Origin of the sequence: Citrobacter sp. NCU1, assembly GCF_010231475.1 — a bacterium.
Lineage (GTDB): Bacteria > Pseudomonadota > Gammaproteobacteria > Enterobacterales > Enterobacteriaceae > Citrobacter_D.
On sequence record NZ_NRDO01000021.1, the window covers coordinates 33,830 to 56,375 of the forward strand.

General features: G+C 52.1%; 24 protein-coding genes and 1 pseudogene. 16 read left to right on the forward strand and 9 right to left on the reverse strand.

Translation table 11 applies throughout. The features are described 5' to 3' along the window. Positions 1 to 23: 23 nt before the first annotated feature. Complete coding sequence (locus CJP72_RS08330; protein ID WP_162380405.1) at positions 24 to 1,064, reverse strand: oxidoreductase; 1,041 nt, start codon at positions 1,062 to 1,064, stop codon at positions 24 to 26. A gap of 241 nt (positions 1,065 to 1,305) precedes the next feature. On the opposite strand from CJP72_RS08330, the gene blr reads away from it, so the two are divergent. The 12 genes from blr to gstA all read left to right on the forward strand — a co-directional run bounded on the left by blr (position 1,306) and on the right by gstA (position 11,762). Then, positions 1,306 to 1,431: a division septum protein Blr gene (gene blr, locus CJP72_RS08335; protein WP_162380487.1), complete on the forward strand. Its 126-nt coding sequence runs from the start codon at positions 1,306 to 1,308 to the stop codon at positions 1,429 to 1,431. Positions 1,432 to 1,735: 304 nt separating this feature from the next. Then, a complete protein-coding gene (ydgT, locus tag CJP72_RS08340) occupies positions 1,736 to 1,951 on the forward strand; it encodes a transcription modulator YdgT (protein WP_162380406.1) in 216 nt (71 codons plus the stop codon). 91 nt (positions 1,952 to 2,042) lie between these two features. Further along, complete coding sequence (locus CJP72_RS08345; RefSeq protein ID WP_162380407.1) at positions 2,043 to 2,483, forward strand: DUF2569 domain-containing protein; 441 nt, start codon at positions 2,043 to 2,045, stop codon at positions 2,481 to 2,483. Positions 2,484 to 2,559: 76 nt separating this feature from the next. Beyond that, positions 2,560 to 3,141, forward strand: a complete 582-nt coding sequence (gene rsxA, locus CJP72_RS08350) for an electron transport complex subunit RsxA (protein ID WP_005121199.1) — start codon at positions 2,560 to 2,562, stop codon at positions 3,139 to 3,141. After that, entirely contained in the window at positions 3,141 to 3,719 is a 579-nt protein-coding gene (rsxB, locus tag CJP72_RS08355; protein WP_162380408.1) for an electron transport complex subunit RsxB, read from the forward strand. The genes rsxA and rsxB overlap by 1 nt, the downstream gene beginning before the upstream one ends. Further along, positions 3,712 to 5,919, forward strand: coding sequence for an electron transport complex subunit RsxC (gene rsxC / locus CJP72_RS08360; RefSeq protein WP_162380409.1), 2,208 nt, complete (start codon positions 3,712 to 3,714; stop codon positions 5,917 to 5,919). Before rsxB ends, rsxC begins: the two co-directional genes overlap by 8 nt. Next, complete coding sequence (gene rsxD / locus CJP72_RS08365; RefSeq protein WP_162380410.1) at positions 5,920 to 6,978, forward strand: electron transport complex subunit RsxD; 1,059 nt, start codon at positions 5,920 to 5,922, stop codon at positions 6,976 to 6,978. 3 nt (positions 6,979 to 6,981) lie between these two features. Then, complete coding sequence (rsxG, locus tag CJP72_RS08370) at positions 6,982 to 7,602, forward strand: electron transport complex subunit RsxG (RefSeq protein WP_162380411.1); 621 nt, start codon at positions 6,982 to 6,984, stop codon at positions 7,600 to 7,602. Between the two features lie 3 nt (positions 7,603 to 7,605). After that, entirely contained in the window at positions 7,606 to 8,301 is a 696-nt protein-coding gene (rsxE, locus tag CJP72_RS08375; protein ID WP_162380412.1) for an electron transport complex subunit RsxE, read from the forward strand. Continuing rightward, positions 8,298 to 8,933, forward strand: a complete 636-nt coding sequence (nth, locus tag CJP72_RS08380; RefSeq protein WP_162380413.1) for an endonuclease III — start codon at positions 8,298 to 8,300, stop codon at positions 8,931 to 8,933. Before rsxE ends, nth begins: the two co-directional genes overlap by 4 nt. Before the next feature lie 612 nt (positions 8,934 to 9,545). Continuing rightward, on the forward strand, positions 9,546 to 11,051 hold the full coding sequence (gene dtpA / locus CJP72_RS08385; RefSeq protein ID WP_162380414.1) for a dipeptide/tripeptide permease DtpA: 1,506 nt from the start codon (positions 9,546 to 9,548) through the stop codon (positions 11,049 to 11,051). Positions 11,052 to 11,156: 105 nt separating this feature from the next. Continuing rightward, complete coding sequence (gstA, locus tag CJP72_RS08390; protein ID WP_162380415.1) at positions 11,157 to 11,762, forward strand: glutathione transferase GstA; 606 nt, start codon at positions 11,157 to 11,159, stop codon at positions 11,760 to 11,762. A 93-nt stretch (positions 11,763 to 11,855) separates the two neighbouring features. Here gstA and pdxY read toward each other — a convergent pair whose 3' ends face one another. The 5 genes from pdxY to anmK all read right to left on the reverse strand — a co-directional run bounded on the left by pdxY (position 11,856) and on the right by anmK (position 16,429). Next, positions 11,856 to 12,716, reverse strand: a complete 861-nt coding sequence (gene pdxY, locus CJP72_RS08395; RefSeq protein WP_162380416.1) for a pyridoxal kinase PdxY — start codon at positions 12,714 to 12,716, stop codon at positions 11,856 to 11,858. A gap of 59 nt (positions 12,717 to 12,775) precedes the next feature. Further along, on the reverse strand, positions 12,776 to 14,050 hold the full coding sequence (tyrS, locus tag CJP72_RS08400; RefSeq protein ID WP_162380417.1) for a tyrosine--tRNA ligase: 1,275 nt from the start codon (positions 14,048 to 14,050) through the stop codon (positions 12,776 to 12,778). Positions 14,051 to 14,176: 126 nt separating this feature from the next. Further along, complete coding sequence (gene pdxH, locus CJP72_RS08405; protein WP_162380418.1) at positions 14,177 to 14,833, reverse strand: pyridoxamine 5'-phosphate oxidase; 657 nt, start codon at positions 14,831 to 14,833, stop codon at positions 14,177 to 14,179. Positions 14,834 to 14,891: 58 nt separating this feature from the next. Continuing rightward, positions 14,892 to 15,215, reverse strand: a complete 324-nt coding sequence (gene mliC, locus CJP72_RS08410) for a C-type lysozyme inhibitor (protein WP_162380419.1) — start codon at positions 15,213 to 15,215, stop codon at positions 14,892 to 14,894. 92 nt (positions 15,216 to 15,307) lie between these two features. Then, entirely contained in the window at positions 15,308 to 16,429 is a 1,122-nt protein-coding gene (gene anmK, locus CJP72_RS08415; protein WP_162380420.1) for an anhydro-N-acetylmuramic acid kinase, read from the reverse strand. A 253-nt stretch (positions 16,430 to 16,682) separates the two neighbouring features. Between anmK and slyB the strand changes: the two genes are divergently transcribed. Then, on the forward strand, positions 16,683 to 17,150 hold the full coding sequence (gene slyB, locus CJP72_RS08420; RefSeq protein ID WP_162380421.1) for an outer membrane lipoprotein SlyB: 468 nt from the start codon (positions 16,683 to 16,685) through the stop codon (positions 17,148 to 17,150). Positions 17,151 to 17,255: 105 nt separating this feature from the next. Here the strand turns inward: slyB and slyA are convergent, their stop codons facing one another. After that, on the reverse strand, positions 17,256 to 17,696 hold the full coding sequence (gene slyA, locus CJP72_RS08425; protein ID WP_162380422.1) for a transcriptional regulator SlyA: 441 nt from the start codon (positions 17,694 to 17,696) through the stop codon (positions 17,256 to 17,258). Between the two features lie 194 nt (positions 17,697 to 17,890). On the opposite strand from slyA, the gene CJP72_RS08430 reads away from it, so the two are divergent. From CJP72_RS08430 to CJP72_RS08440, 3 genes and pseudogenes are all read left to right on the forward strand, one after another. Continuing rightward, on the forward strand, positions 17,891 to 18,127 hold the full coding sequence (locus CJP72_RS08430) for a DUF1656 domain-containing protein (RefSeq protein ID WP_162380423.1): 237 nt from the start codon (positions 17,891 to 17,893) through the stop codon (positions 18,125 to 18,127). Between the two features lie 2 nt (positions 18,128 to 18,129). Next, positions 18,130 to 18,993: an efflux RND transporter periplasmic adaptor subunit gene (locus CJP72_RS08435; protein WP_162380424.1), complete on the forward strand. Its 864-nt coding sequence runs from the start codon at positions 18,130 to 18,132 to the stop codon at positions 18,991 to 18,993. After that, positions 18,993 to 21,033, forward strand: a pseudogene (locus CJP72_RS08440) (FUSC family protein). Before CJP72_RS08435 ends, CJP72_RS08440 begins: the two are co-directional and overlap by 1 nt. Here the strand turns inward: CJP72_RS08440 and sodC are convergent. After that, the gene (sodC, locus tag CJP72_RS08445; RefSeq protein ID WP_162380426.1) at positions 21,009 to 21,530 is read right to left on the reverse strand and encodes a superoxide dismutase [Cu-Zn] SodC; all 522 of its coding nucleotides are present in this window, start codon (positions 21,528 to 21,530) and stop codon (positions 21,009 to 21,011) included. The pseudogene CJP72_RS08440 and the gene sodC overlap by 25 nt on opposite strands. 75 nt (positions 21,531 to 21,605) lie before the next feature. Beyond that, positions 21,606 to 22,502 carry an aldo/keto reductase gene (locus CJP72_RS08450; RefSeq protein WP_162380427.1) on the reverse strand — a complete coding sequence of 299 codons (897 nt, stop codon included), beginning with the start codon at positions 22,500 to 22,502 and terminating at the stop codon, positions 21,606 to 21,608. Between the last annotated feature and the right edge of the window lie 44 nt (positions 22,503 to 22,546).

The following is a 22,546-nucleotide window of genomic DNA, read 5'->3' on the forward strand; positions in this document are numbered from 1 at the left end:
CCGGCATTGCCGAAAAGAGACAATCAGACCAGAGACAGCGTGGCGCGGTGTTTCGCTGACTCAATACCCAGTTCAATCAGTTCCATAATTTGAATGGCCTGACTTGCCGGAACCGGATTTTCTCCATGACCGTTCAACGCATCGCGAATACCGGCATAATAAGCCGGGTAGTTACCCGGAACAGTCAGCCAGGTCTCTTCCACACGTTCTTCACCCTCAACACGTGTTAATACACCGTCACGCATGTCGTAGCCCCAGTCTTCCTGTGGAAGACGTTCGCCATTTTTCAGGCGTTCTTCTTGCGGATCAAGACCATATTTTACAAAGCTTGCGCGCGAACCGTGCACGATGTAGCGTGCCGATTCCGCCGCCGCCAGCATCGTGCCATGCAGAACCACGCGACGCTGCGGGTAGGCCAGCACGGCGTGGAAGTAATCGGTAGACTGAGCCCCCGGACGCAGTTGGGCGAGATCGACCGTCATACTGACAGGTAAGCCGAACAGATTAATGGCCTGATCGAGCAAATGCGGCGCCAGATCATACCAAATACCGCTACCCGGACCGCCTTGTTCCCGCCAGCGATCGCGAACCTGCGGACGAAAACGGTCAAAGTGAGATTCAAAATAAGCAACCTCGCCCAGTACGCCATCCGCCAGCAAGGCCTTCAGCGTCAGAAAGTCACTGTCCCAACGTCGATTATGGAAAACGGAAAGTACCCGTCCCAGACTGCGGGCTAATGACTCAAGCTCACGCGCTTGTGACAGTGTCACGGTAAACGGTTTGTCCACCACGACATGTTTTCCCGCTTCCAGCGCCGCTTTTGCGAGCGGGAAATGCGTGTCGTTTGGGGTGGGGATCACAATAAGGTCGATATTCGGATCGTTGAAAAGATGCTTAGGCTCAGAGACAACCGTCACAGAAGGCCAGTCAGCCTTCACTTTTGTTTCATCACTACTGGAAACCGCCACCAGTTCCAGTCCAGGCGTCCCCACAATCAAAGGGGCATGGAAGGTTTTGCTGGCATAACCGTAACCTATTAACCCAACACGGATGTTGTCACTCATGTCATTGCCTCTCATTACAGAACATTCACATTTCACACTATCCCATAACCGCTCACAAGAGTTTAATAGCCATACGACAACAAAGGCCATAAGTTAACTTAAGTCAAACAAATGCCACTTTACTTAAACTTGTTGCGAAAAAGTCATTGAAACCGTTCCCGATGAACTTGCTGTCTTAATTGTTGATGGGTAACATTTGCATCCTGTGTTTATGGATAAATCAAAGCAAATGTCGTCAGTGATGAATCGTCTTATTGAATTAACAGGCTGGATTGTTCTTGTGGTCTCCGTCATTCTTTTGGGTGTGGCTACTCATATCGACAATTATCAACCTCCAGAGCCTACCGCCACCGTTGGGAAAAAATAACCGTCGCAGGGTTCAGGCGTCGTAAATGGCATGAGGCAAGGATGTTTACCGTTTGGTCATCCTATTAATCTGCTGCAAATCTATCAAAAATGGATAAATGTACCGCGTCCAGCCCCGACGCTTATTGCCTGTTTTAATGAAGCGCGTTACCCTTCCGACGGGCGCTTAATTGCGCCAGTCTGTTTATACGTAAGAACTATCTTATTTTGAAAATCACATGTCGCTTAACCTTCCCTGCGTATATATGTGTATTTTCATATTTACTACTCCGTTGGTGTTATTTTTTTAATATGGATCCCCATTTATGACCGTTCAGGATTATCTATTAAAATTCCGTAAAATCAGTTCACTCGAAAGTCTGGAAAAATTGTTCGATCATCTTAACTACACGCTTACCGACGATCGGGAGATTATCAATATGTATCGTGCCGCCGACCATCGTCGTGCAGAATTGATCTCCGGTGGGCGACTGTTTGATGTTGGCCAGGTCCCCAAATCCGTCTGGCATTACGTGCAATAACGAAGAGAGTAGCGATCGTCGTTAAAAGATTTATAATAATCGCCCCAAAATATTTGGCATGCCTGTTAGCGCCAGCAAATCTGGAGAAGATATGACCACAATACCGGCACAACGAATCGGAGGCTGGTTGCTTGGCCCGTTAGCCTGGCTGTTAGTCGCGCTATTGAGCGCATCACTGGCATTGTTGCTTTACGTCACCGCACTTGCTACCCCGCAAACGTTAAAAGCGCTGAGTGAGCAAGAAACTGGCAACCTGGTGCTCTGGGGCATTTCATTTTTGACGGCAATTGCAATGTGGTATTACACGCTGTGGCTGACAATTGCCTTCTTCAAACGCAGGCAATGTGTGCCTAAGCACTATATTCTCTGGCTGCTGGTCTCGGTATTACTGGCCATCAAAGCGTTTGCGTTTTCGCCAGTACCTGATGCTTTTGCCGTTCGCCAACTGTTGTTTCCATTACTGGCGGCAGCCCTGATGGCGCCCTATTTCAAACGTTCAACGCGCGTAAAAGCCACGTTTGTGAACCCGTAATAACCTTACAGTTAACCTGTTGTCGCCTGCTGTAGATTGACAGATAATAGGCGGCTTTTTTATTTCAGGCCGAAAAATGACTGATTACCTGCTGCTGTTTGTCGGAACTGTGCTGGTCAACAACTTTGTACTGGTTAAGTTTCTGGGCCTTTGTCCATTTATGGGGGTTTCCAAAAAGCTGGAAACCGCGATGGGTATGGGGCTTGCCACCACCTTTGTGATGACACTTGCGTCAATTTGCGCCTGGTTGATCGACACCTGGATTCTGATCCCGCTCGATCTCATCTATCTGCGCACGCTGGCGTTTATTTTAGTCATTGCCGTGGTCGTGCAATTTACCGAGATGGTAGTGCGTAAAACCAGTCCAGCACTGTATCGTCTGTTGGGGATCTTCTTGCCGCTTATCACCACGAACTGCGCGGTATTAGGCGTGGCGTTGCTCAACATTAACCTCGGTCATAATTTTCTGCAGTCGGCGCTGTACGGTTTTTCTGCGGCCGTCGGCTTCTCTCTGGTCATGGTATTATTCGCCGCTATTCGTGAACGTCTCGCGGTGGCAGACGTTCCAGCCCCCTTTCGTGGCAACGCGATAGCGCTGATTACCGCAGGTTTAATGTCATTAGCCTTTATGGGCTTTAGTGGTTTGGTGAAGTTGTAATGAACACTATCTGGATTGCCGTTGCCGCCGTGAGCCTTCTGGGTTTGGCGTTTGGCGCCATTCTGGGTTATGCCTCCCGCCGTTTCGCGGTTGAAGATGATCCGGTTGTTGAGAAAATTGACGAAATTCTGCCGCAAAGCCAGTGTGGGCAATGCGGTTATCCCGGCTGCCGCCCCTATGCCGAGGCCATTGGCAGCGAAGGTGAGAAAATAAACCGTTGCGCACCTGGCGGTGAAGCCGTCATGCTCAAAATTGCGGAATTGCTGAATGTGGATCCGCAACCCATTGACGGTGATGAACAGGACCTCACTCCGGTCCGTATGCTGGCGGTCATTGATGAAAATAACTGTATCGGCTGCACAAAATGTATTCAGGCCTGCCCGGTAGACGCAATTGTGGGCGCGACCCGAGCCATGCACACGGTCATGAGCGATCTGTGCACCGGCTGCAATCTGTGTGTCGACCCTTGCCCGACTCAGTGCATCGAATTACGTCCGGTAGCGGAAACGCCTGACAGTTGGAAGTGGGATTTGAACACCATTCCCGTTCGTATCATTCCCGTGGAACAACATGCTTAAGTTATTCTCTGCCTTCAGAAAAGATAAAATCTGGGATTTTGACGGCGGCATTCATCCGCCGGAAATGAAAACCCAGTCCAACGGTACGCCCCTGCGCCAGGTTCCACTGGCGCCGCGTTTCGTTATGCCCTTAAAACAGCATATTGGCGCCGAAGGTGAGCTGTGCGTCAACGTGGGCGATCGCGTGTTACGCGGACAACCATTGACCCGAGGTCGCGGAAGAATGCTTCCGGTTCACGCGCCAACCTCCGGCACCGTCGTGGCTATTGCCCCCCACTCCACCGCGCATCCTTCCGCCCTGGCAGAACTCAGTGTCATTATCGATGCTGATGGCGAAGATTGCTGGATTGAACGCGAGGGTTGGGCGGATTACCGAACACACAGCCGTGAAGAACTGATCACGCGTATTCACCAGTTTGGCGTGGCGGGACTCGGCGGCGCGGGATTCCCTACCGGCGTTAAGTTACAAGGCGGTGGCGACAGGATTGAAACGCTGATCATCAATGCGGCGGAATGCGAACCCTATATCACGGCAGATGATCGTTTGATGCAGGACTGCGCCGCCCAGGTAGTGGAAGGTATCCGCATTCTCGCGCACATTCTGCAACCGCGAGAGATTTTGATCGGGATTGAAGATAACAAACCGCAGGCCATTTCTATGATGCGGGCGGTGCTGGCGGACGCGCACGACATTTCGCTGCGTGTCATCCCGACGAAATACCCCTCCGGCGGCGCGAAACAGCTCACACAGATTTTGACCGGTAAACAGGTCCCGCATGGCGGTCGTTCCTCCGATATTGGCGTGTTGATGCAAAACGTCGGCACCGCGTATGCCATTAAACGCGCGGTGATTGATGGTGAACCGATCACCGAGCGCGTCGTGACGTTGACTGGCGAGGCGGTGAGTCGTCCTGGCAACGTTTGGGCGAGACTGGGTACCCCGGTTCGCCACCTCCTCGACGATGCAGGTTTTTGCCCTTCTGCCGATCAGATGGTGATTATGGGGGGGCCGCTCATGGGCTTCACCCTGCCGTGGCTGGATGTACCGGTGGTGAAGATCACCAACTGCCTCCTTGCGCCAACGGCCACTGAACTGGGCGAACCGCAGGAAGAAAAAGGCTGTATCCGTTGTAGCGCCTGCGCCGATGCGTGTCCGGCCGATCTGTTGCCTCAGCAATTGTACTGGTTCAGCAAAGGTCAGCAGCACGACAAAGCGACGGCACATAATCTGGCGGACTGTATTGAATGCGGCGCCTGCGCCTGGGTATGCCCAAGCAATATCCCGTTGGTACAGTACTTCCGACAGGAAAAAGCCGAAATTTACGCCATCAGTCAGGAAGAAAAACGCGCCGCTGAAGCGAAAGCGCGTTTCGAAGCCCGACAGGCGCGACTTGAGCGAGAGAAAGCCGCACGCCTTGAGCGGCACAAAAGCGCTGCCGTACAACCGGCGGCGAAAGATCATGATGCGATTGCCGCCGCACTGGCGCGAGTCAAAGAAAAACAAGCCCAGGCAATGCAACCGGTGGTGATACAGGCGGGGGCAAAACCTGACAATAGTGCAGTGATTGCGGCGCGCGAAGCACGCAAAGCACAGGCCAGGGCAAAACAGGCGGAGAACGGCAACGCTGAAGAACACCGTACCGATGCCGATCCACGCAAAGCCGCCGTCGAAGCCGCCATTGCCCGCGCCAAAGCGCGCAAGCAGGAACAGCAGACGGCCAGTGAACCTGCCGAACCTGTAGATCCACGCAAGGCCGCCGTTGAAGCTGCCATTGCCCGTGCCAAAGCGCGTAAACAGGAACAGCAGACGGCCAGTGAACCTGCTGAACCCGTAGATCCACGCAAAGCCGCCGTCGAAGCCGCCATTGCCCGCGCCAAAGCGCGTAAGCAGGAACAGCAGGCGGCCAGTGAACCTGCTGAACCCGTAGATCCACGCAAAGCCGCCGTCGAAGCCGCCATTGCCCGCGCCAAAGCGCGTAAGCAGGAACAGCAGGCGGCCAGTGAACCTGCCGAACCTGTAGACCCACGCAAAGCCGCCGTCGAAGCCGCCATTGCCCGCGCCAAAGCGCGTAAGCAGGAACAGCAGACGGCCAGTGAACCTGCCGAACCTGTAGACCCACGCAAAGCCGCCATCGCCGCAGCGATTGCCCGCGCTCAGGCAAAAAAAGCCGCACAGCAGCAGGTTGTTAACGAGGAATAAATGGTATTCAGAATCGCAAGCTCCCCTTATACCCATAACCAGCGCCAGACATCGCGAATCATGCTGCTGGTACTTATCGCCGCGTTGCCGGGGATTGCCGCGCAGCTGTGGTTTTTTGGTTGGGGTACGTTGCTCCAGATAATCCTGGCCTCAGCCAGCGCACTGATTGCCGAAGCCATCGTGCTCCGGTTACGAAAACAGCCTGTTGTCTCCATATTAAAAGATAACTCCGCTCTGCTGACGGGTTTGCTGTTGGCGGTGAGTATTCCACCGCTCGCGCCCTGGTGGATGATCGTGTTGGGGACCGTGTTTGCTGTCATTATCGCCAAACAGCTTTACGGCGGACTTGGGCAAAACCCATTTAACCCCGCCATGATTGGCTATGTGGTACTGCTGATCTCGTTTCCGGTACAGATGACCAGTTGGTTGCCTCCGCACGAAATCGCGGCGTCTGCACCAGGTTTATCCGATGCGCTACAGGTGATCTTCACCGGGCATACCGCCACTGGCGGTGATATGAATACACTGCGTATGGGGATTGACGGTATCAGCCAGGCGACCCCACTTGATACTTTTAAGACATCAATACGTGCGGGTCATCCTGTTGATCAGATCATGCAATACCCCATCTACAGCGGGATGCTAGCCGGTGCTGGCTGGCAATGGGTAAATCTGGCCTGGCTGGCTGGCGGCATAGGGTTGCTGTGGACCAGAGCTATAAAATGGCACATTCCCGTCAGTTTCTTGCTGACGCTTACCCTTTGCGCTTCGTTAGGCTGGCTTTTTTCACCTCAGTCACTGGCATCGCCACAGTTACATCTGCTTTCCGGCGCAACCATGCTGGGCGCGTTTTTTATATTGACCGATCCCGTAACAGCCTCAACGACGAATCGTGGTCGGTTGATATTTGGCGCGCTGGCGGGCTTGTTAGTCTGGCTGATCCGTAGCTTTGGCGGTTATCCCGACGGTGTGGCCTTTGCCGTTTTGCTGGCGAATATCACCGTTCCCCTGATCGACTATTACACCCGACCTCGCGTGTACGGTCATCGAAAAGGATAAACCATGCTGAAAACAATTCGTAAACACGGCATCACACTGGCGCTGTTTGCCGCGGGGTCGACAGGACTGACTGCCGCTATCAATATGATGACAAAAACGACGATTGATGAGCAGGCAGCGTTGCAGCAAAAAGTGTTGTTCGATCAGGTTATTCCGGCGGACCGTTACAATAATAACCTGCAGAATAGCTGCTTTGTCGTGAACAGCCCGGCATTAGGGAAAGGTGCTCATCGTGTTTATATTGCCCGTATGGATGATACTCCTGTTGCGGCAATCCTCGAGGCAACAGCGCCTGATGGCTACTCTGGCGCGATCCGGCTGTTAGTGGGCGCCGATTTCAACGGTACGGTGCTCGGCACACGGGTGACAGAGCACCATGAAACACCGGGCCTGGGCGATAAAATTGAATTGCGTCTCTCCGACTGGATAACTCACTTTACGGGCAAGAGCATCGGCGGAGAAAATGACGCGCACTGGGCTGTAAAAAAAGATGGCGGCGACTTTGATCAGTTCACCGGCGCGACCATTACGCCGCGAGCCGTTGTTAATGCAGTGAAACGCGCAGGCCTGTATGCGCAAACACTTCCTGCGCAACTCCCCCAACTCACCGCCTGTGGAGAATAAACCATGAGCGAAATTAAAGACGTCATTGTCCAGGGGCTCTGGAAAAATAACTCCGCCCTCGTGCAATTACTCGGTATGTGCCCCTTGCTGGCGGTTACCTCAACCGCCACCAACGCGCTGGGTTTAGGTCTCGCCACGACGCTTGTACTGACGCTGACCAACCTGACAATTTCGACACTACGTCGCTGGACGCCTGCGGAGATCCGCATCCCTATCTATGTGATGATCATTGCTTCCGTGGTCAGCGCAGTGCAAATGCTCATCAATGCTTATGCGTTTGGCTTGTACCAGTCGCTGGGGATTTTTATCCCTCTGATTGTGACGAACTGCATTGTGGTAGGACGTGCAGAAGCGTTTGCTGCCAGAAAAGGCCCGGCTCTCTCAGCGCTTGATGGTTTTTCTATCGGAATGGGGGCGACCTGCGCGATGTTCGTGCTCGGATCGCTGCGCGAGATCATCGGCAACGGCACCTTGTTTGACGGTGCGGACGGTCTGCTCGGCAACTGGGCCAAAGTGTTGCGGGTAGAAATTTTCCATACCGACTCCCCCTTCCTGTTGGCAATGTTGCCTCCGGGAGCCTTTATCGGTCTGGGGCTCATGCTGGCCGGGAAATACCTTATTGATGAGAAGATGAAAAAGCGTCGTGCCGAGGCCGCAGCGGCAGAAGCCCCGGCAGGCGAAACAGGGAATGTCTCATGAACAAAGCAAAACGTCTGGAAATCCTGACCCGTCTTCGCGACAACAATCCACACCCCACCACAGAGCTAAATTTTACGTCGCCGTTTGAACTGCTGATCGCCGTTTTGCTCTCCGCACAGGCCACAGACGTTAGCGTGAACAAAGCGACTGCGAAGCTCTACCCCGTCGCCAATACCCCTGCGGCGATGCTGGCGCTCGGCGTAGAGGGCGTTAAGTCCTATATCAAGACGATTGGCTTGTTCAACAGCAAAGCCGAAAATGTCATCAAAACCTGTCGGATATTGCTGGAGCAACATAACGGCGAGGTTCCTGAAGACCGCGCCGCCCTGGAGGCGTTGCCAGGGGTCGGACGTAAAACCGCCAATGTGGTACTCAATACCGCCTTTGGCTGGCCGACTATCGCCGTCGATACGCATATTTTCCGCGTGTGTAATCGGACCCAGTTTGCACCGGGTAAAAATGTTGAGCAGGTCGAAGAAAAACTGCTCAAAGTGGTTCCAGGGGAATTTAAAGTCGATTGTCACCATTGGTTAATCCTGCACGGACGCTATACATGTGTCGCCCGCAAACCCCGTTGTGGTTCCTGCATTATCGAAGATCTCTGTGAATTTAAAGAGAAAGTCGATATTTGAGCTAAACGGAGGAAGCCCTTCCTCCGTACATTCATAACGTTTTGTTACACCCTTAAGACATCGCTATTCACCGACAATGATACCAGGCCAGCGCGCCTTTCTAATGGAATATTCTGGTCATTAAACACCCCACCAGGTTAATCGTTTTTTTAATAGCGGAAATTTCTATTCATACGCGACAAAGATCACTTTGATAACTCAATGTGAATTTTTTTAACATCTTTTGTTAATGTCACAATCAGATGGCCTGTTCCCTTCTTTTCACTACAAAACATTAAACTGGCTATTTTTCAGATAATGGCCTATTTCACTACAAAAAACCTTATATAGCAGAACATATCGCCATTACGGGGATTTTTGCCCCTTTCTGTAGAGTAAAAAACTGCCTTTCCTCAATAGAAAAAATTTAACGCTAAATAACATTTCCTGAGACCGATGATTCCACCAGATAAGTTAAATGTAACAGTTTATTACAAACCCCTTGTCTGCCAGGGCAAGATAGTGAACATTACTTGCCGTTTCCCCTCCCACTATAACAATCGGACGGATGAACTTGACTCATCACGTACCTGAACTCCCCCGTTAATATGGGATGTAAAAAAAGAGGTAAAAGTGTCTACTGCAAACAATAAACCAACTGAAAGCGTGAGTTTGAACGCATTCAAACAACCTAAAGCGTTCTATCTCATTTTCTCTATCGAGTTATGGGAACGTTTCGGTTATTACGGCCTGCAAGGAATTATGGCCGTCTACCTGGTAAAACAACTGGGTATGTCAGAAGCGGATTCCATCACCCTGTTTTCCTCCTTTAGCGCCCTGGTTTATGGACTGGTCGCCATCGGTGGTTGGTTAGGTGATAAAGTCTTGGGCACCAAACGTGTCATTATGTTGGGTGCTGTCGTGCTGGCTATTGGTTATGCTCTGGTAGCATGGTCTGGTCACGATGCGGGTATCGTTTACATGGGTATGGCGGCCATTGCGGTCGGTAACGGCCTGTTCAAAGCGAACCCGTCTTCTCTGCTTTCTACCTGCTATGCGAAAGATGACCCGCGTCTGGACGGTGCATTCACCATGTACTACATGTCCGTCAACATCGGCTCATTTTTCTCCATGCTGGCAACGCCATGGCTGGCAGCCCGTTACGGCTGGAGCACGGCATTTGCGCTGAGCGTTGTAGGGATGCTGATCACCGTTGTTAACTTCGCCTTCTGCCAGCGTTGGGTTAAACAGTACGGTTCCAAACCTGACTTTGAGCCGATCAACTTCCGCAATCTGCTGCTCACCATTCTGGGCGTTATCGCGTTGATCGCTATTGCTACCTGGCTGCTGCACAACCAGCAGATCGCACGTATGGCACTGGGCTTTATCGCGCTGGGCATCGTCTTTATCTTCGGTAAAGAAGCCTTCGCCATGAAAGGCGCCGCGCGTCGTAAAATGATTGTTGCCTTCATTCTGATGCTTGAAGCCATCATCTTCTTCGTGCTGTACAGCCAGATGCCAACGTCTCTGAACTTCTTCGCCATTCGTAACGTTGAACACTCCATTTTGGGTATCGCGTTTGAACCAGAGCAGTATCAGGCACTGAACCCGTTCTGGATCATTATCGGTAGCCCAATTCTGGCCGCTATCTACAACAAGATGGGTGATACCCTGCCGATGCCAACCAAGTTTGCGATCGGTATGGTGCTGTGCTCCGGTGCGTTCCTGATCCTGCCTGTTGGCGCGAAATTCGCTAACGAAGCAGGTATCGTCTCCGTTAACTGGCTGATCATGTGCTACGGCTTACAGAGTATCGGTGAGCTGATGATTTCTGGTCTGGGTCTGGCAATGGTCGCACAGCTGGTTCCACAGCGTCTGATGGGCTTCATCATGGGCAGTTGGTTCCTGACGACAGCAGGCGCAAACATTATCGGTGGTTATGTTGCTAACATGATGGCGGTGCCGGAAAACGTGACCGACCCACTGATGTCTCTGGAAGTCTATGGTCGTGTGTTCCTGCAGATTGGTATCGCCACTGCGGTTATCGCTGTTCTGATGCTGCTGACAGCACCAAAACTGAATCGCATGACTCAGGACGACGATGTACGCGAAAAAGCCTCCAAGGCTGCAACCGCGTAATTTTCAGGGAAACTGATTTTAAGGCCGCTAACGTTATGTTAGCGGCTTTTTTTTTAGTCGCCGTAGCACTACCATTGGTTAAACCTCAGCAAAAAGGAGTTACCGATGAAATTGTTCTACAAACCGGGCGCCTGCTCTCTTGCTTCCCATATCACCCTTCGCGAGAGCGGTAAAGATTTCACGCTGGATAGCGTTGATCTGATTAAAAAACGTCTGGAAAACGGCGATGATTTTTTCGCGGTGAATCCGAAAGGACAGGTTCCTGCACTCCTGCTGGACGACGGTACTCTGCTGACTGAAGGGGTCGCCATTATGCAATACCTGGCCGACACCGTCCCCGACCGTCAGCTCCTGGCGCCCACCAGCAGCATAGCTCGCTACAGAACGCTGGAATGGCTTAACTACATTGCGACAGAACTGCATAAAGGCTTTACGCCGCTATTCCGTCCGGACACCCCGGAAGAGTATAAACCGACGGTTCGCACTCTTCTGGAGAAGAAACTGCACTACGTGAATGATGTTCTAAAAGATGACCAGTGGATTTGCGGGCCGCGTTTCACCATTGCAGATGCTTATCTGTTCACGGTACTGCGGTGGGCGCGAGCCGTTAAGCTCAATATGGAAGGGTTAACGCATATTGACGCGTACATGGCGCGGGTTGCAGAGCGCCCAACCGTCAAGGCGGCGCTTAAAGCGGAAGGTCTGAATTAACGATGGTTTCTGCCGGGTGGCGCTATCGCTTACCCGGCAGATAATACGCCCTGACCATCAGCCCGATAAGCGATAACGCTATCGGGCATGAGTTCAGAGCTGCGTGGCGCTAAAGTAGTGTTCGGGAATCGCAATGCGATCCTGTGCGGCAACTACCTGCAACTCATACTCCTGCATTCTTTTCGTGGCGATCATGATTTCATAGACTGCCGCCGTCACATGCTCAAGCGCTTCCTGTAGGGTTGCACCCTGCAACAGTTTGACTAACAGCAAACCACTGGTCACATCGCCGACACCCACTGGCTGGCGAGAACCGAAATCCACTAACGGACGACTGATATGCCACGCTTCATGGCGGGTCACCAGGAGCATTTCAAAGCGATCCGCGCTGTAGCCTGCGCGCGCCAGATGTTTCACCAGCACGGTTTTTGGCCCCATCGCAATCAACTCACGGGCAGCCTGCACAGCTTCGTCAACATTATGTACGGCATGTTCACAGAGAATTTCCAGCTCAACCAAGTTCGGCGCAATGATGTCACTCGCTGGCAGCGCATGACGGACATGGAATTCCGCCACGCCTGGGGCGACGATACACCCTTTTTCAGGATGCCCCATGACCGGGTCGCAGAAATACTTCGCCTGCGGATTCACCGCCTTCACCTGGCGAACAATCCCCAGAATATGTTCACCCTGTTCTGCTGAGCCAAGATAGCCGCTGAGTACGGCATCGCACTTCTGCAACTGATCAATTTCGGCGATTCCCTGCACAATTTCAGTTAAATGGCTGGGCGGCATGACGCACCCTGTCCATTTACCGTATTGCGTGTGATTCGAAAATTGAACGGTATTGAGTGGCCAGACATTCGCGCCAAGACGGCGCATCGGAAATTCTGCTGCACTGTTACCCGCATGGCCAAAAACGACATGAGACTGGATGGCGAGGATATTCTTCATTTTTTTACCTGAACATTAAAAATAAGGGAGTGATTTCTCACTCCCTGTTACTTAATGCGTTACTTCCAGCAAATCAGACAGTAGTTCTTTTTGCCACGGCGCAGTAAGGTATAGCGACCAAACAGACGATCCGCATCGTTGAAGAAATATTCCGGATCAGATTGTTTCTCGCCATTGATGGTGACGGCATTCGAGGCAATTGTTTTACGCGCCTGACCACGAGACGGTTGCAGTTCAGAATCCACCAACGCCTGCATCAGATCGGCACCCTTCTCCATCTCGACCATCGGTACGCCATCCTGCGCCAACTGTTCGAAGTCGGCTTCGCTCAGCGCACTCAGCGTGCCATTGAACAGACTTTCGGTGATGCGTTTTGCGGCGACCAAACCTTCTTCACCATGCACCAGACGCGTCACCTGCTCGGCCAGAACATACTGAGCACGCGGAGCCTTACCGCTGTTTTTGTCTTCTTCTTCAAGGGCATTGATCTCTTCAATGTCCATAAAGGTGAAGAACTTCAGGAAGCGATACACATCAGCATCTGCGGTGTTGATCCAGAACTGGTAGAACTTGTACGGGCTGGTTTTCTTCGGATCCAGCCAGACTGCGCCGCCTTCGGTTTTACCAAATTTGGTGCCGTCGGCTTTGGTGATCAGCGGAACCGTCAGACCGAAGACCTGATTCTGGTGCAGACGACGCGTCAGATCGATACCGGAGGTGATGTTGCCCCACTGATCGGAACCACCAATCTGCAGCGCAACGCCGTGCAGTTTGTTGAGGCAGGCAAAGTCATAACCCTGCAACAGGTTATAGGAGAATTCAGTAAAGGAGATGCCCTGATCGTCACGGTTCAGACGTTGCTTCACCGCTTCTTTGTTGATCATCTGATTCACGGAAAAGTGCTTGCCGATATCACGCAGGAAAGTCAGCACGTTCATGCCGCCAAACCAATCATAGTTATTGGCCGCAATCGCTGAGTTCTCGCCACAGTCGAAGTCGAGGAACGGCGCAACCTGTTTACGGATCTTATCTACCCACTCCTGCACGGTGTCTTCGGTGTTCAGTTTACGCTCAGCGGCTTTGAAGCTTGGGTCGCCAATCAGACCGGTCGCGCCGCCCACCAGTGCAACAGGTTTGTGACCTGCCTGCTGGAAGCGTTTCAGGCATAACAATGGAACGAGATGCCCCAAATGCAAGCTGTCAGCGGTAGGATCGAAGCCGCAATAGAGCGCGATCGGGCCTTGCGCCAGTCGCTCTGCTAACGCTTCCTCGTCCGTCACCTGGGCTACCAGCCCCCGCTCTTGCAATTGTTTAATCAAGTTACTGCTTGCCATCAAAATCTCCATGTATAAAACGACTGCACCTTTGCCGGTACACGACTTTTCGCCTGATGCGAAAGAAACATAGGATAAAGCGCCGGAATCAGGAGTACCAGCGCTTAAAACAAGAAATTTGCATCTTTAGGGAGCAAGCCTGTCGATTTTCCACCCGTTGTTTTCGCGCTGGTACAAAAAGCGGTCATGCAAACGGTGTTCGCCACCCTGCCAGAATTCCATTTGCTCAATGCTGACGCGAAATCCGCCCCAGAAACTGGGCAGTGGCACTTCGCCCTGCTGGAATTTTTGTTTCAGCTCCAGAAACTTGCTTTCGAGGATGCCACGCGCGGAGATACGGCTCGATTGTTTCGAAACCCAGGCGCCAATCTGGCTGTCACGCGGGCGACTGTGGAAATACTTCACCACCTCAAGCGTGGAAAGGCGTTCCGCTTTACCAATCACCATCACCTGACGTTCCAGCATATGCCACGGGAATAACAGGCTGATGCGCGGATTGTTTTCGAGCTGATGCGCCTTACGGCTGCCGAGGTTGGTGTAAAACACCATCCCTTTTTCGTCGTAATGCTTGAGCAGAACAATACGTTGATAAGGTTGACCGTTTTCATCAACGGTCGCCACTACCATCGCCGTCGGATCGGCAAGCCTGGCATCACATGCCTGACTCAGCCAGCGCTCAAAAAGGGATAAAGGTTCGGCGGGAAGATCGTGGCGACGAAGGCCACCTTTGGTGTATTCACGGCGCAAATGCGCGATTTGCTGCAATTCGTCGTTATCAGACATGATGTTCGCTACGGATTGTCAGTGGGTGGCGCTATTGTGCGCCGCCCTGCTGAAAATCTCAACGCTTCGGGTTTTGTAACTGGCAGTTATTTAGCACAATTCTGTCACGTTTGTAGACAGTGGCACTGTCACCTTTTGACCAGAAGACGTAAATGCCATCCGTGTAGCGCGCACCGGATGCGGATATGCCCTGAGTGAGGGTTTGTTGTTGATTATCGTAAATAAAACTCACCTCTTGTCGTGTATTGTTCAATTTGACGGTGAGTGGTTTTTCATCGCACTGGTATTCCAGCGTCTCTGTTTGCATACGCTCAACAAATTGATTGTAGACACTACAACCGGTGAGCAGCATTGGCAGACAAACAAGTAAGAGTTTTTTCATAGACGTATCCTGACGACTTTCCTGGTCCCGGAGGGTAAAACACCCTCCCTAACATCCTCAGTGTAACGGCAGACGGTCGAAGAAAAATTCAGTTAACTCTGAGATCGTGGATTCGCCGGGAAAATAGCGCCCAGCACGCTCGATTCTGAGGCCCCCGTCACTGATGGCAGGTTTCCTGGGAGTCCGGCGAGCGTTCGCCAGGCAAGCCAGGCAAAGGCAAGCGCTTCCATATCATCACCGCTGATCCCAGCATCATCCGTGCTGGTCACTTCTGTGCCAGGCAACAAGCCTGCCAGACGCGCCATCAGCAACGGGTTACGGCTCCCCCCGCCGCACACCATTAACCGCTCACAGCCACCACTCAGTAAAACTTGCTCTGAGATCGTGACTGCCGTCAGTTCTGCCAGTGTCGCCTGCACATCGCAAGGCTGAAGCCCCGGGAATAATGAGAGATGCCGTTCAATCCAGCCGTAGTTGAAATACTCACGCCCGGTACTCTTCGGTGCCGGCAGCGAAAAATACGGGTCGCTCAGCATATTCTGCAGCAATGGGAGAATAACATTGCCCTCGCTCGCCCACTGCGCGTCTTTATCATAGGGTTTACCACACTGTCGCCATATCCACGCATCCATGAGCATATTCCCTGGTCCCGTGTCATAGCCGCGAACCGGCTGTTCGGGGATCAGCAGCGACAAATTGGCAATCCCCCCGATATTCAGCACCATGCGCCGTTCAGTGGGATGCGCCAGCAGCGCCTGATGAAACGCCGGAACCAGGGGCGCGCCCTGACCGCCCAGCGCGATGTCACGGCGACGAAAATCCCCCACCACCGTGATCCCGGTGCGCGCCACAATCTGGTTGTTATCACCAATTTGCAAGGTATGCGGCGCAATCCCAACAGGTTCATGCCACACCGTCTGCCCATGACAGCCGATAGCAATAACATCCTGAGGTTTGAGATTTTGCTGTAAGAGCATCGCGTTGACAGCATCGGCAAAGAGTTGTCCGAGCTGCGTATCCAACTGACCAAATTGGGAAAGCGTAAGTTGCTGCCCCTGGCAAATATCCAGTATGGCCTGTTTCAGATGAACAGGAATCGGCCAGGTCAGACTCGCCTGTTGCGCCACCATATTTTCGTCAATTGCTGCCAGCACAACATCGACACCGTCAAGACTGGTCCCGGACATAACACCAATAAAACGGCCCGATTTCATATGTTTTCCTTTTTGGCATGGATTTCACTTATCACACTCAACCATAATATACTGGCCAATGCCACGCTTTCAGCGCGATGAAACTGTATTTGATTAATCGCGCAAATGATTCGTTTATACTTGGTTAACCCAATTCTGATTATGATTTTCACAATGTTCCAGCAGAACATGTGACCTTAGGCTCACAAATGCCATATAATTTGACCATGAGGGATGCTTAAGAAGCGTTTCGTGGTGAACAGGAGATTTATAAATGATTAAACGTGTGCTGATCGTTTCAATGATGGGGTTATCTTTGGCAGGCTGTACTAACACCGATAGCCTTTCCGGGGATGTCTATACCGCATCTGAAGCAAAACAAGTTCAGAATGTCACGTACGGGACTATTGTGAATGCTCGTCCGGTTCAAATTCAGGGTGGTGATGATTCAAACGTCATCGGCGCTATTGGCGGTGCGGTATTGGGTGGTTTCATCGGTAACACCGTCGGTGGCGGTACCGGACGCTCTCTGGCAACCGCGGCGGGTGCAGTAGCCGGTGGCGTTGCTGGTCAAAGTGTACAGGGTGCAATTAACAAAACGCAGGGTGTGGAGCTGGAAATCCGTAAAGATGACGGCAACACCATCATGGTTGTTCAGAAACAAGGCAGCACCACGTTCTCTGCAGGTCAGCGCGTTGTACTGGCCAGTAACGGCAGTCAGGTTACCGTGTCTCCGCGCTAACCGATCCGCTACCCTGAATAATTTGGGTTGATTGAATGCGCTAATACCGCGTGTAGTAAGACAAGTATGTGTGGCCTGCTCCGGTCACACATACCTCTTCCCGTGTTAATCCTGCGATTGCAACTCGATAATATTGTGCTCAAGTTTAGCAACCAGCTTGATTAAAATCTCAATTTCCTGCGGAGAAATCCCTTCAAGGATCTCCCCACGTGTCTTATTGATCACAGCTTCCATTTCAGTAATAAGCGGCGCGGCTTTTTCCGTGAGCTTTATACGTTTAGCGCGACGATCGCTTGCGCATGTTTGTCGCGAAATTAGCCCTTTCTCTTCGAGCTGATCCAACGTACGTACCAGCGAAGGCTGCTCAATACCGATCGCCTTCGCCAGTTGTATTTGCGACTGCTCCGGCGGCAGTTGATGTATGTTGTGCAGCGTTACCCAGTGTGTCTGCGTCAACTCCAGAGGTTTCAGTCGATGGTCAATCAGAGCACGCCAAATGCGCACCAACCGTGCCAGATCAGAACCTAGTGGCGATTCCAATTTCATCTCCTTATAATTAGCTTGCTAAGTTATTATGCTGATTTTAGAATAGTGTGCAGCATTTATATTCTCAAAACAAATGTATTGCTAAATTTGCTTACGGGTAGACATTTTTTCAGACATTATGCGCGAAAAACATGTCTTGCCCCGCGCTGTATTAACCTTAAAGCCACGCTTTCCAACGCAAAGGAATAGTGCTTGTGACATTCATGTTCAACGCTACAGGATTGCCTTTACAAGATCTGGTGTTCGGCGCATCAGTTTATTTTCCTCCCCTGTTTAAAGCATTCGCGCTGGCATTTGTCATCTGGTTGATTTGCCATCGCCTTTTACGCGACTGGATTTACTCAGGTGAAATCTGGCATCCCCTGTTGATGGACCTCTCTCTTTTTACACTTTGCGTCTGCCTGAGCCTTATCTTGCTGATTGTGTGGTAATTATGTCTTTGAAAACCATTAAATACTTCTCAACAATTGGGGTTGCCGCTATTGCCGTGCTGGCCGGCTGGTGGCTGTGGAATTATTACATGCAGTCGCCGTGGACGCGTGATGGCAAAGTCCGGGCAGAACAGGTGAGCGTGACGCCCCAGGTCTCCGGAAGCATTATTCAACTCAACGTTAAAGATAATCAGTTCGTCAATGCAGGCGATCTCCTCTTTACCATCGACAAGACCCCATTCCATATTGCTGAACTTAACGCACAGGCACAGCTTGCGAAAGCGCAGTCCGACCTCGCAAAAGCCAATAATGAGGCAAATCGCCGCCGGCATTTATCACAAAACTATATCTCTGCTGAGGATATGGACACGGCGAATCTGAACGTTAAAGCCATGCAGGCCAGTGTCGAAGTCGCCAGAGCAACCCTGAAACAAGCGCAATGGCAACTCACCCAGACGGAAGTCAAAGCGCCTGTCGCAGGCTGGGTCACCAATCTTTCGACCCGCACGGGCGATTATGCCGCCACCGGAAAGCCCCTGTTCGCGCTTGTCGACAGTCACTCATTTTATGTGATGGGGTATTTTGAGGAAACCAAATTACGCCATATCCGTGAAGGCGCTCCGGCACAAATCACGTTGTACAGCGGCAATGTAAAGTTACAGGGTCACGTATCCAGTATTGGCCGGGCCATCTACGATCAAAGCGTGGAAAGTGATTCTGGGCTGGTGCCTGATATCAAACCCAATGTTCCGTGGGTTCGCCTGGCACAGCGCGTCCCGGTACGTATTGAATTTAACGCGTTGCCGCATGACATCACGCTGGTGTCGGGCACCACCTGCAGCGTGGCGATTGCGGATCAGCGCTAATGAAACGCTTTCATCAGGTGTTGCACAACGCCCCCTGGTTTAAAGCGACATCGGGGCAGTGGCGCTATGCCTTACGTAACACCATTGCCATGTGTCTGGCGCTAACATTCGCCTATTATCTGAACCTGGATGAACCCTACTGGGCGATGACCTCTGCTGCTGTTGTGAGTTTTCCGACGGTGGGCGGCGTTATCAGCAAAAGTCTCGGGCGTATCGCCGGGAGTTTACTTGGCGCAGCGGCTGCCCTGATCCTGGCGGGACATACCCTCAACGAGCCCTGGCTCTTTCTGATGAGTATGGCGGCCTGGATTGGCTTTTGTACCTGGGCCTGCGCGCACTTCACCAACAATGTGGCCTATGCGTTTCAGTTGGCGGGATATACGGCCGCCATCATCGCCTTTCCAATGGTCAACATTAGCGAAATCACCCAGTTATGGGATATTGCTCAGGCCCGCGTTTGTGAAGTGATTGTGGGTATTCTTTGTGGGGCGATGATGATGATGATCTTGCCCAGTACCTCTGACGGCACCGCATTACTCACTGCGTTAAAAAACATGCACGCGCGATTGCTGGAACATGCCAGCCAACTCTGGCGACCCGAGACAACTGACGCTATTCGTTCCGCCCACGAAGGGGTGATTGGTCAAATTCTGACGATGAATTTGTTACGTATTCAGGCCTTCTGGAGCCATTATCGCTTTCGTCGCCAGAATGCCTTGCTCAATTCCCTGCTGCACCAGCAACTGCGCCTGACCAGCGTCATCTCGAGCCTTCGCAGGATCTTACTGAACTGGCCCCACCCACCAGCGCATCTGCAGGAGGTGATTGAAACGCTTCTGGTCACGCTCGCCAAACCGCAGACGGACAGTTACACCGTGGCGCGGATTATTGCCCCATTGCGCCCTTTGGACTGCCAGGATTATCGCCACGTCGCATTTTGGCAGCGTTTACGTTATTTCTGCCGGGTCTACTTACAAAGTAGCCATCGCTTAAATTTGCTGGAGAATGGCGCTTCGGTTGAGCAGATAAACGTGAAGCGCAGCCCAGGACTTGCGCGTCACACCGACAACGCGGAAGCCATCTGGAGTGGCCTACGGACTTTTTGCACATTGATGGTGATTGGCGCATGGAGCATTGGCGCGCAATGGGAGTCTGGCTCAAACGCCTTAACGCTGGCGGCCATCAGTTGCGTACTCTATTCCGCCGTTGCGACCCCTTTCAAATCACTCTCTCTGCTGATGCGCACGCTTATTCTGTTGTCGCTGTTCAGTTTCGTCGTCAAATTTGGGCTGATGGTACAAATCACCGAACTCTGGCAGTTCCTGTTATTCCTGTTCCCGCTGCTCACAACGATGCAGCTACTGAAGTTACAAATGCCAAAGCTGGCGGGACTTTGGGGGCAACTCATTGTGTTTATGGGGTCGTTTATCGCCGTCACCAACCCGCCGGTTTACGATCTGGCTGATTTTTTAAACGATAACACCGCCAAGATAGTCGGTGTTGCCCTCTCCTGGCTGGCATTCGCCATTCTACGTCCCAGCTCAGACGCCAGGAAAAGCCGACGTCACATTCGCGCATTACGCAGGGATTTTGTGGATCAGCTCAGTCGTTATCCCTCTCTGAGCGAGCATGAATTTGAATCCCTGACGTATCACCACGTTAGCCAACTCAGCAGCAGCCAGGATGCATTAGCGAGACGTTGGTTATTACGATGGGGAGTGGTATTGCTGAACTGTTCGCATGTTGTGTGGCAATTACGCGCCTGGGAGGCACGTTCAGACCCACTTTCGCAGGTAAGAGATATTTGCATTTCGTTATTGCATGGCGTGATGAGCGAGCGCGGCGTTCAACAACGCTCACTCGCGACCACATTACTGGAATTGCAGCGCATCTGCGACACGCTCGCGCACCATCATCAACCTGCGGCGCAAGAGCTGGCGGCGCTTATCTGGCGACTTCACTGTTCACTTTCACAGTTAGAGCAAGCGCCACCACAGGGTACGCTGACATCCTGATTATTTGATTACGCCACAGGCATAACGCGCCCCGCCACCGCCCAGCGGTTTTGGCTGATCGGACATGTTATCGCCGCCAACATGGATCATCAGCGCCTTGTTTTTAACATCACTAAGGGAGGTGAGTCGCGGAGCGATGACCGGGGTTGTCGCCGTACCATCGCTATTCACCACTAACAGGGGCAAGTCGCCCATATGTCCTGCGCCATTGGGACCTTCATGCTTGCCGGTTTTGTGGGGATCGAGATGTCCTCCTGCGGCCTCAGCGGCGGAGGCTTTACCTTCTTTCATTGCGGGCTCGCAGCTGCCGTTGGTATGGACATGGAAGCCATGTTCTCCCGCTGGCAACGCTTTGAGATCGGGGGTAAATTGCAGACCTTTATCGGTTTCTGTGATAGTGACCGTGCCAATCGCTTGTCCGACGCCCTGCGATGTCACCAGATTCATTTCTACTTTTTCACTGTTGGCTTGCGCACCCGCACAAACCAACAGCGTCAACATTGCCAGACTCACACGTTTCATAAGACCTCCGTCAATTTATCTCCCCGTTAAGTGTAAACCAGCGAAATAATATTGAGCGTAAAGTCCGTATGTTCGTTATGGCACGTCGTAACCGAGAGCAGCTTTGCGGATACGGAACCATTGCTGGCGCGACATATTCAATGATTCGGCTTCAATCGCTGAACGCACCCGCTCAATTTTCCCGGAACCGATAATAGGCAATGGCTGCGAGGGCAGTCGCAAAATCCACGCATATACCACCTGCTCAATGGATTGCGCATTGAGCTCTTCCGCAACCGTGGCAAGTTCATTACGCAGCGGCTGGAATTGCTCATCATTAAACAGGCGTCCACCGCCGAGGCAAGACCAGGCCATAGGGCGAATGCGCAGTTGCTGGAGCTGATCGAGCGTACCATCCAATAACAGCGGCTGGTGAACAGGCGAGATCTCCACCTGGTTTGTCGCAAGGGTGAACGGCAGGCGTGACTGCAACAACGAGAACTGTGCTGGGGTGAAGTTCGACACCCCAAAGTGGCTGACTTTTCCACTTTTGTGCAACTGTTTGAACGCTTGCGCGACATCATCGGCATCCATCAACGGATCGGGGCGATGAATCAACAGCAGGTCAAGATGGTCCGTTGCCAGATTTTTCAGCGACTGTTCCGCACTAGCAATAATATGGTCGCTGTCGGTAATGTAGTGACCGAGCGTGTTTTCTGCCCGGGCGGTAGTGGCAATACCACACTTAGTGACAATTTGCATGCGTTCGCGCAGATGTGGCGCCAGCTTCATGGCTTCGCCAAATGCTGCTTCACACTGGTAACCACCATAAATATCCGCATGGTCAACCGTGGTAACGCCTAATTCAAGATGCTCTTCAATGAAACTCACCAACTGACGCGCAGACATATTCCAGTCCATCAAACGCCAGTAGCCCATAACAAAGCGGGAAAACTCCGGACCTTGCGGCGCAATTGTGACACGCTGAACCATAACTGCTTCCTCATCAATAGACAGGTTTTGAGTATACGCAATTA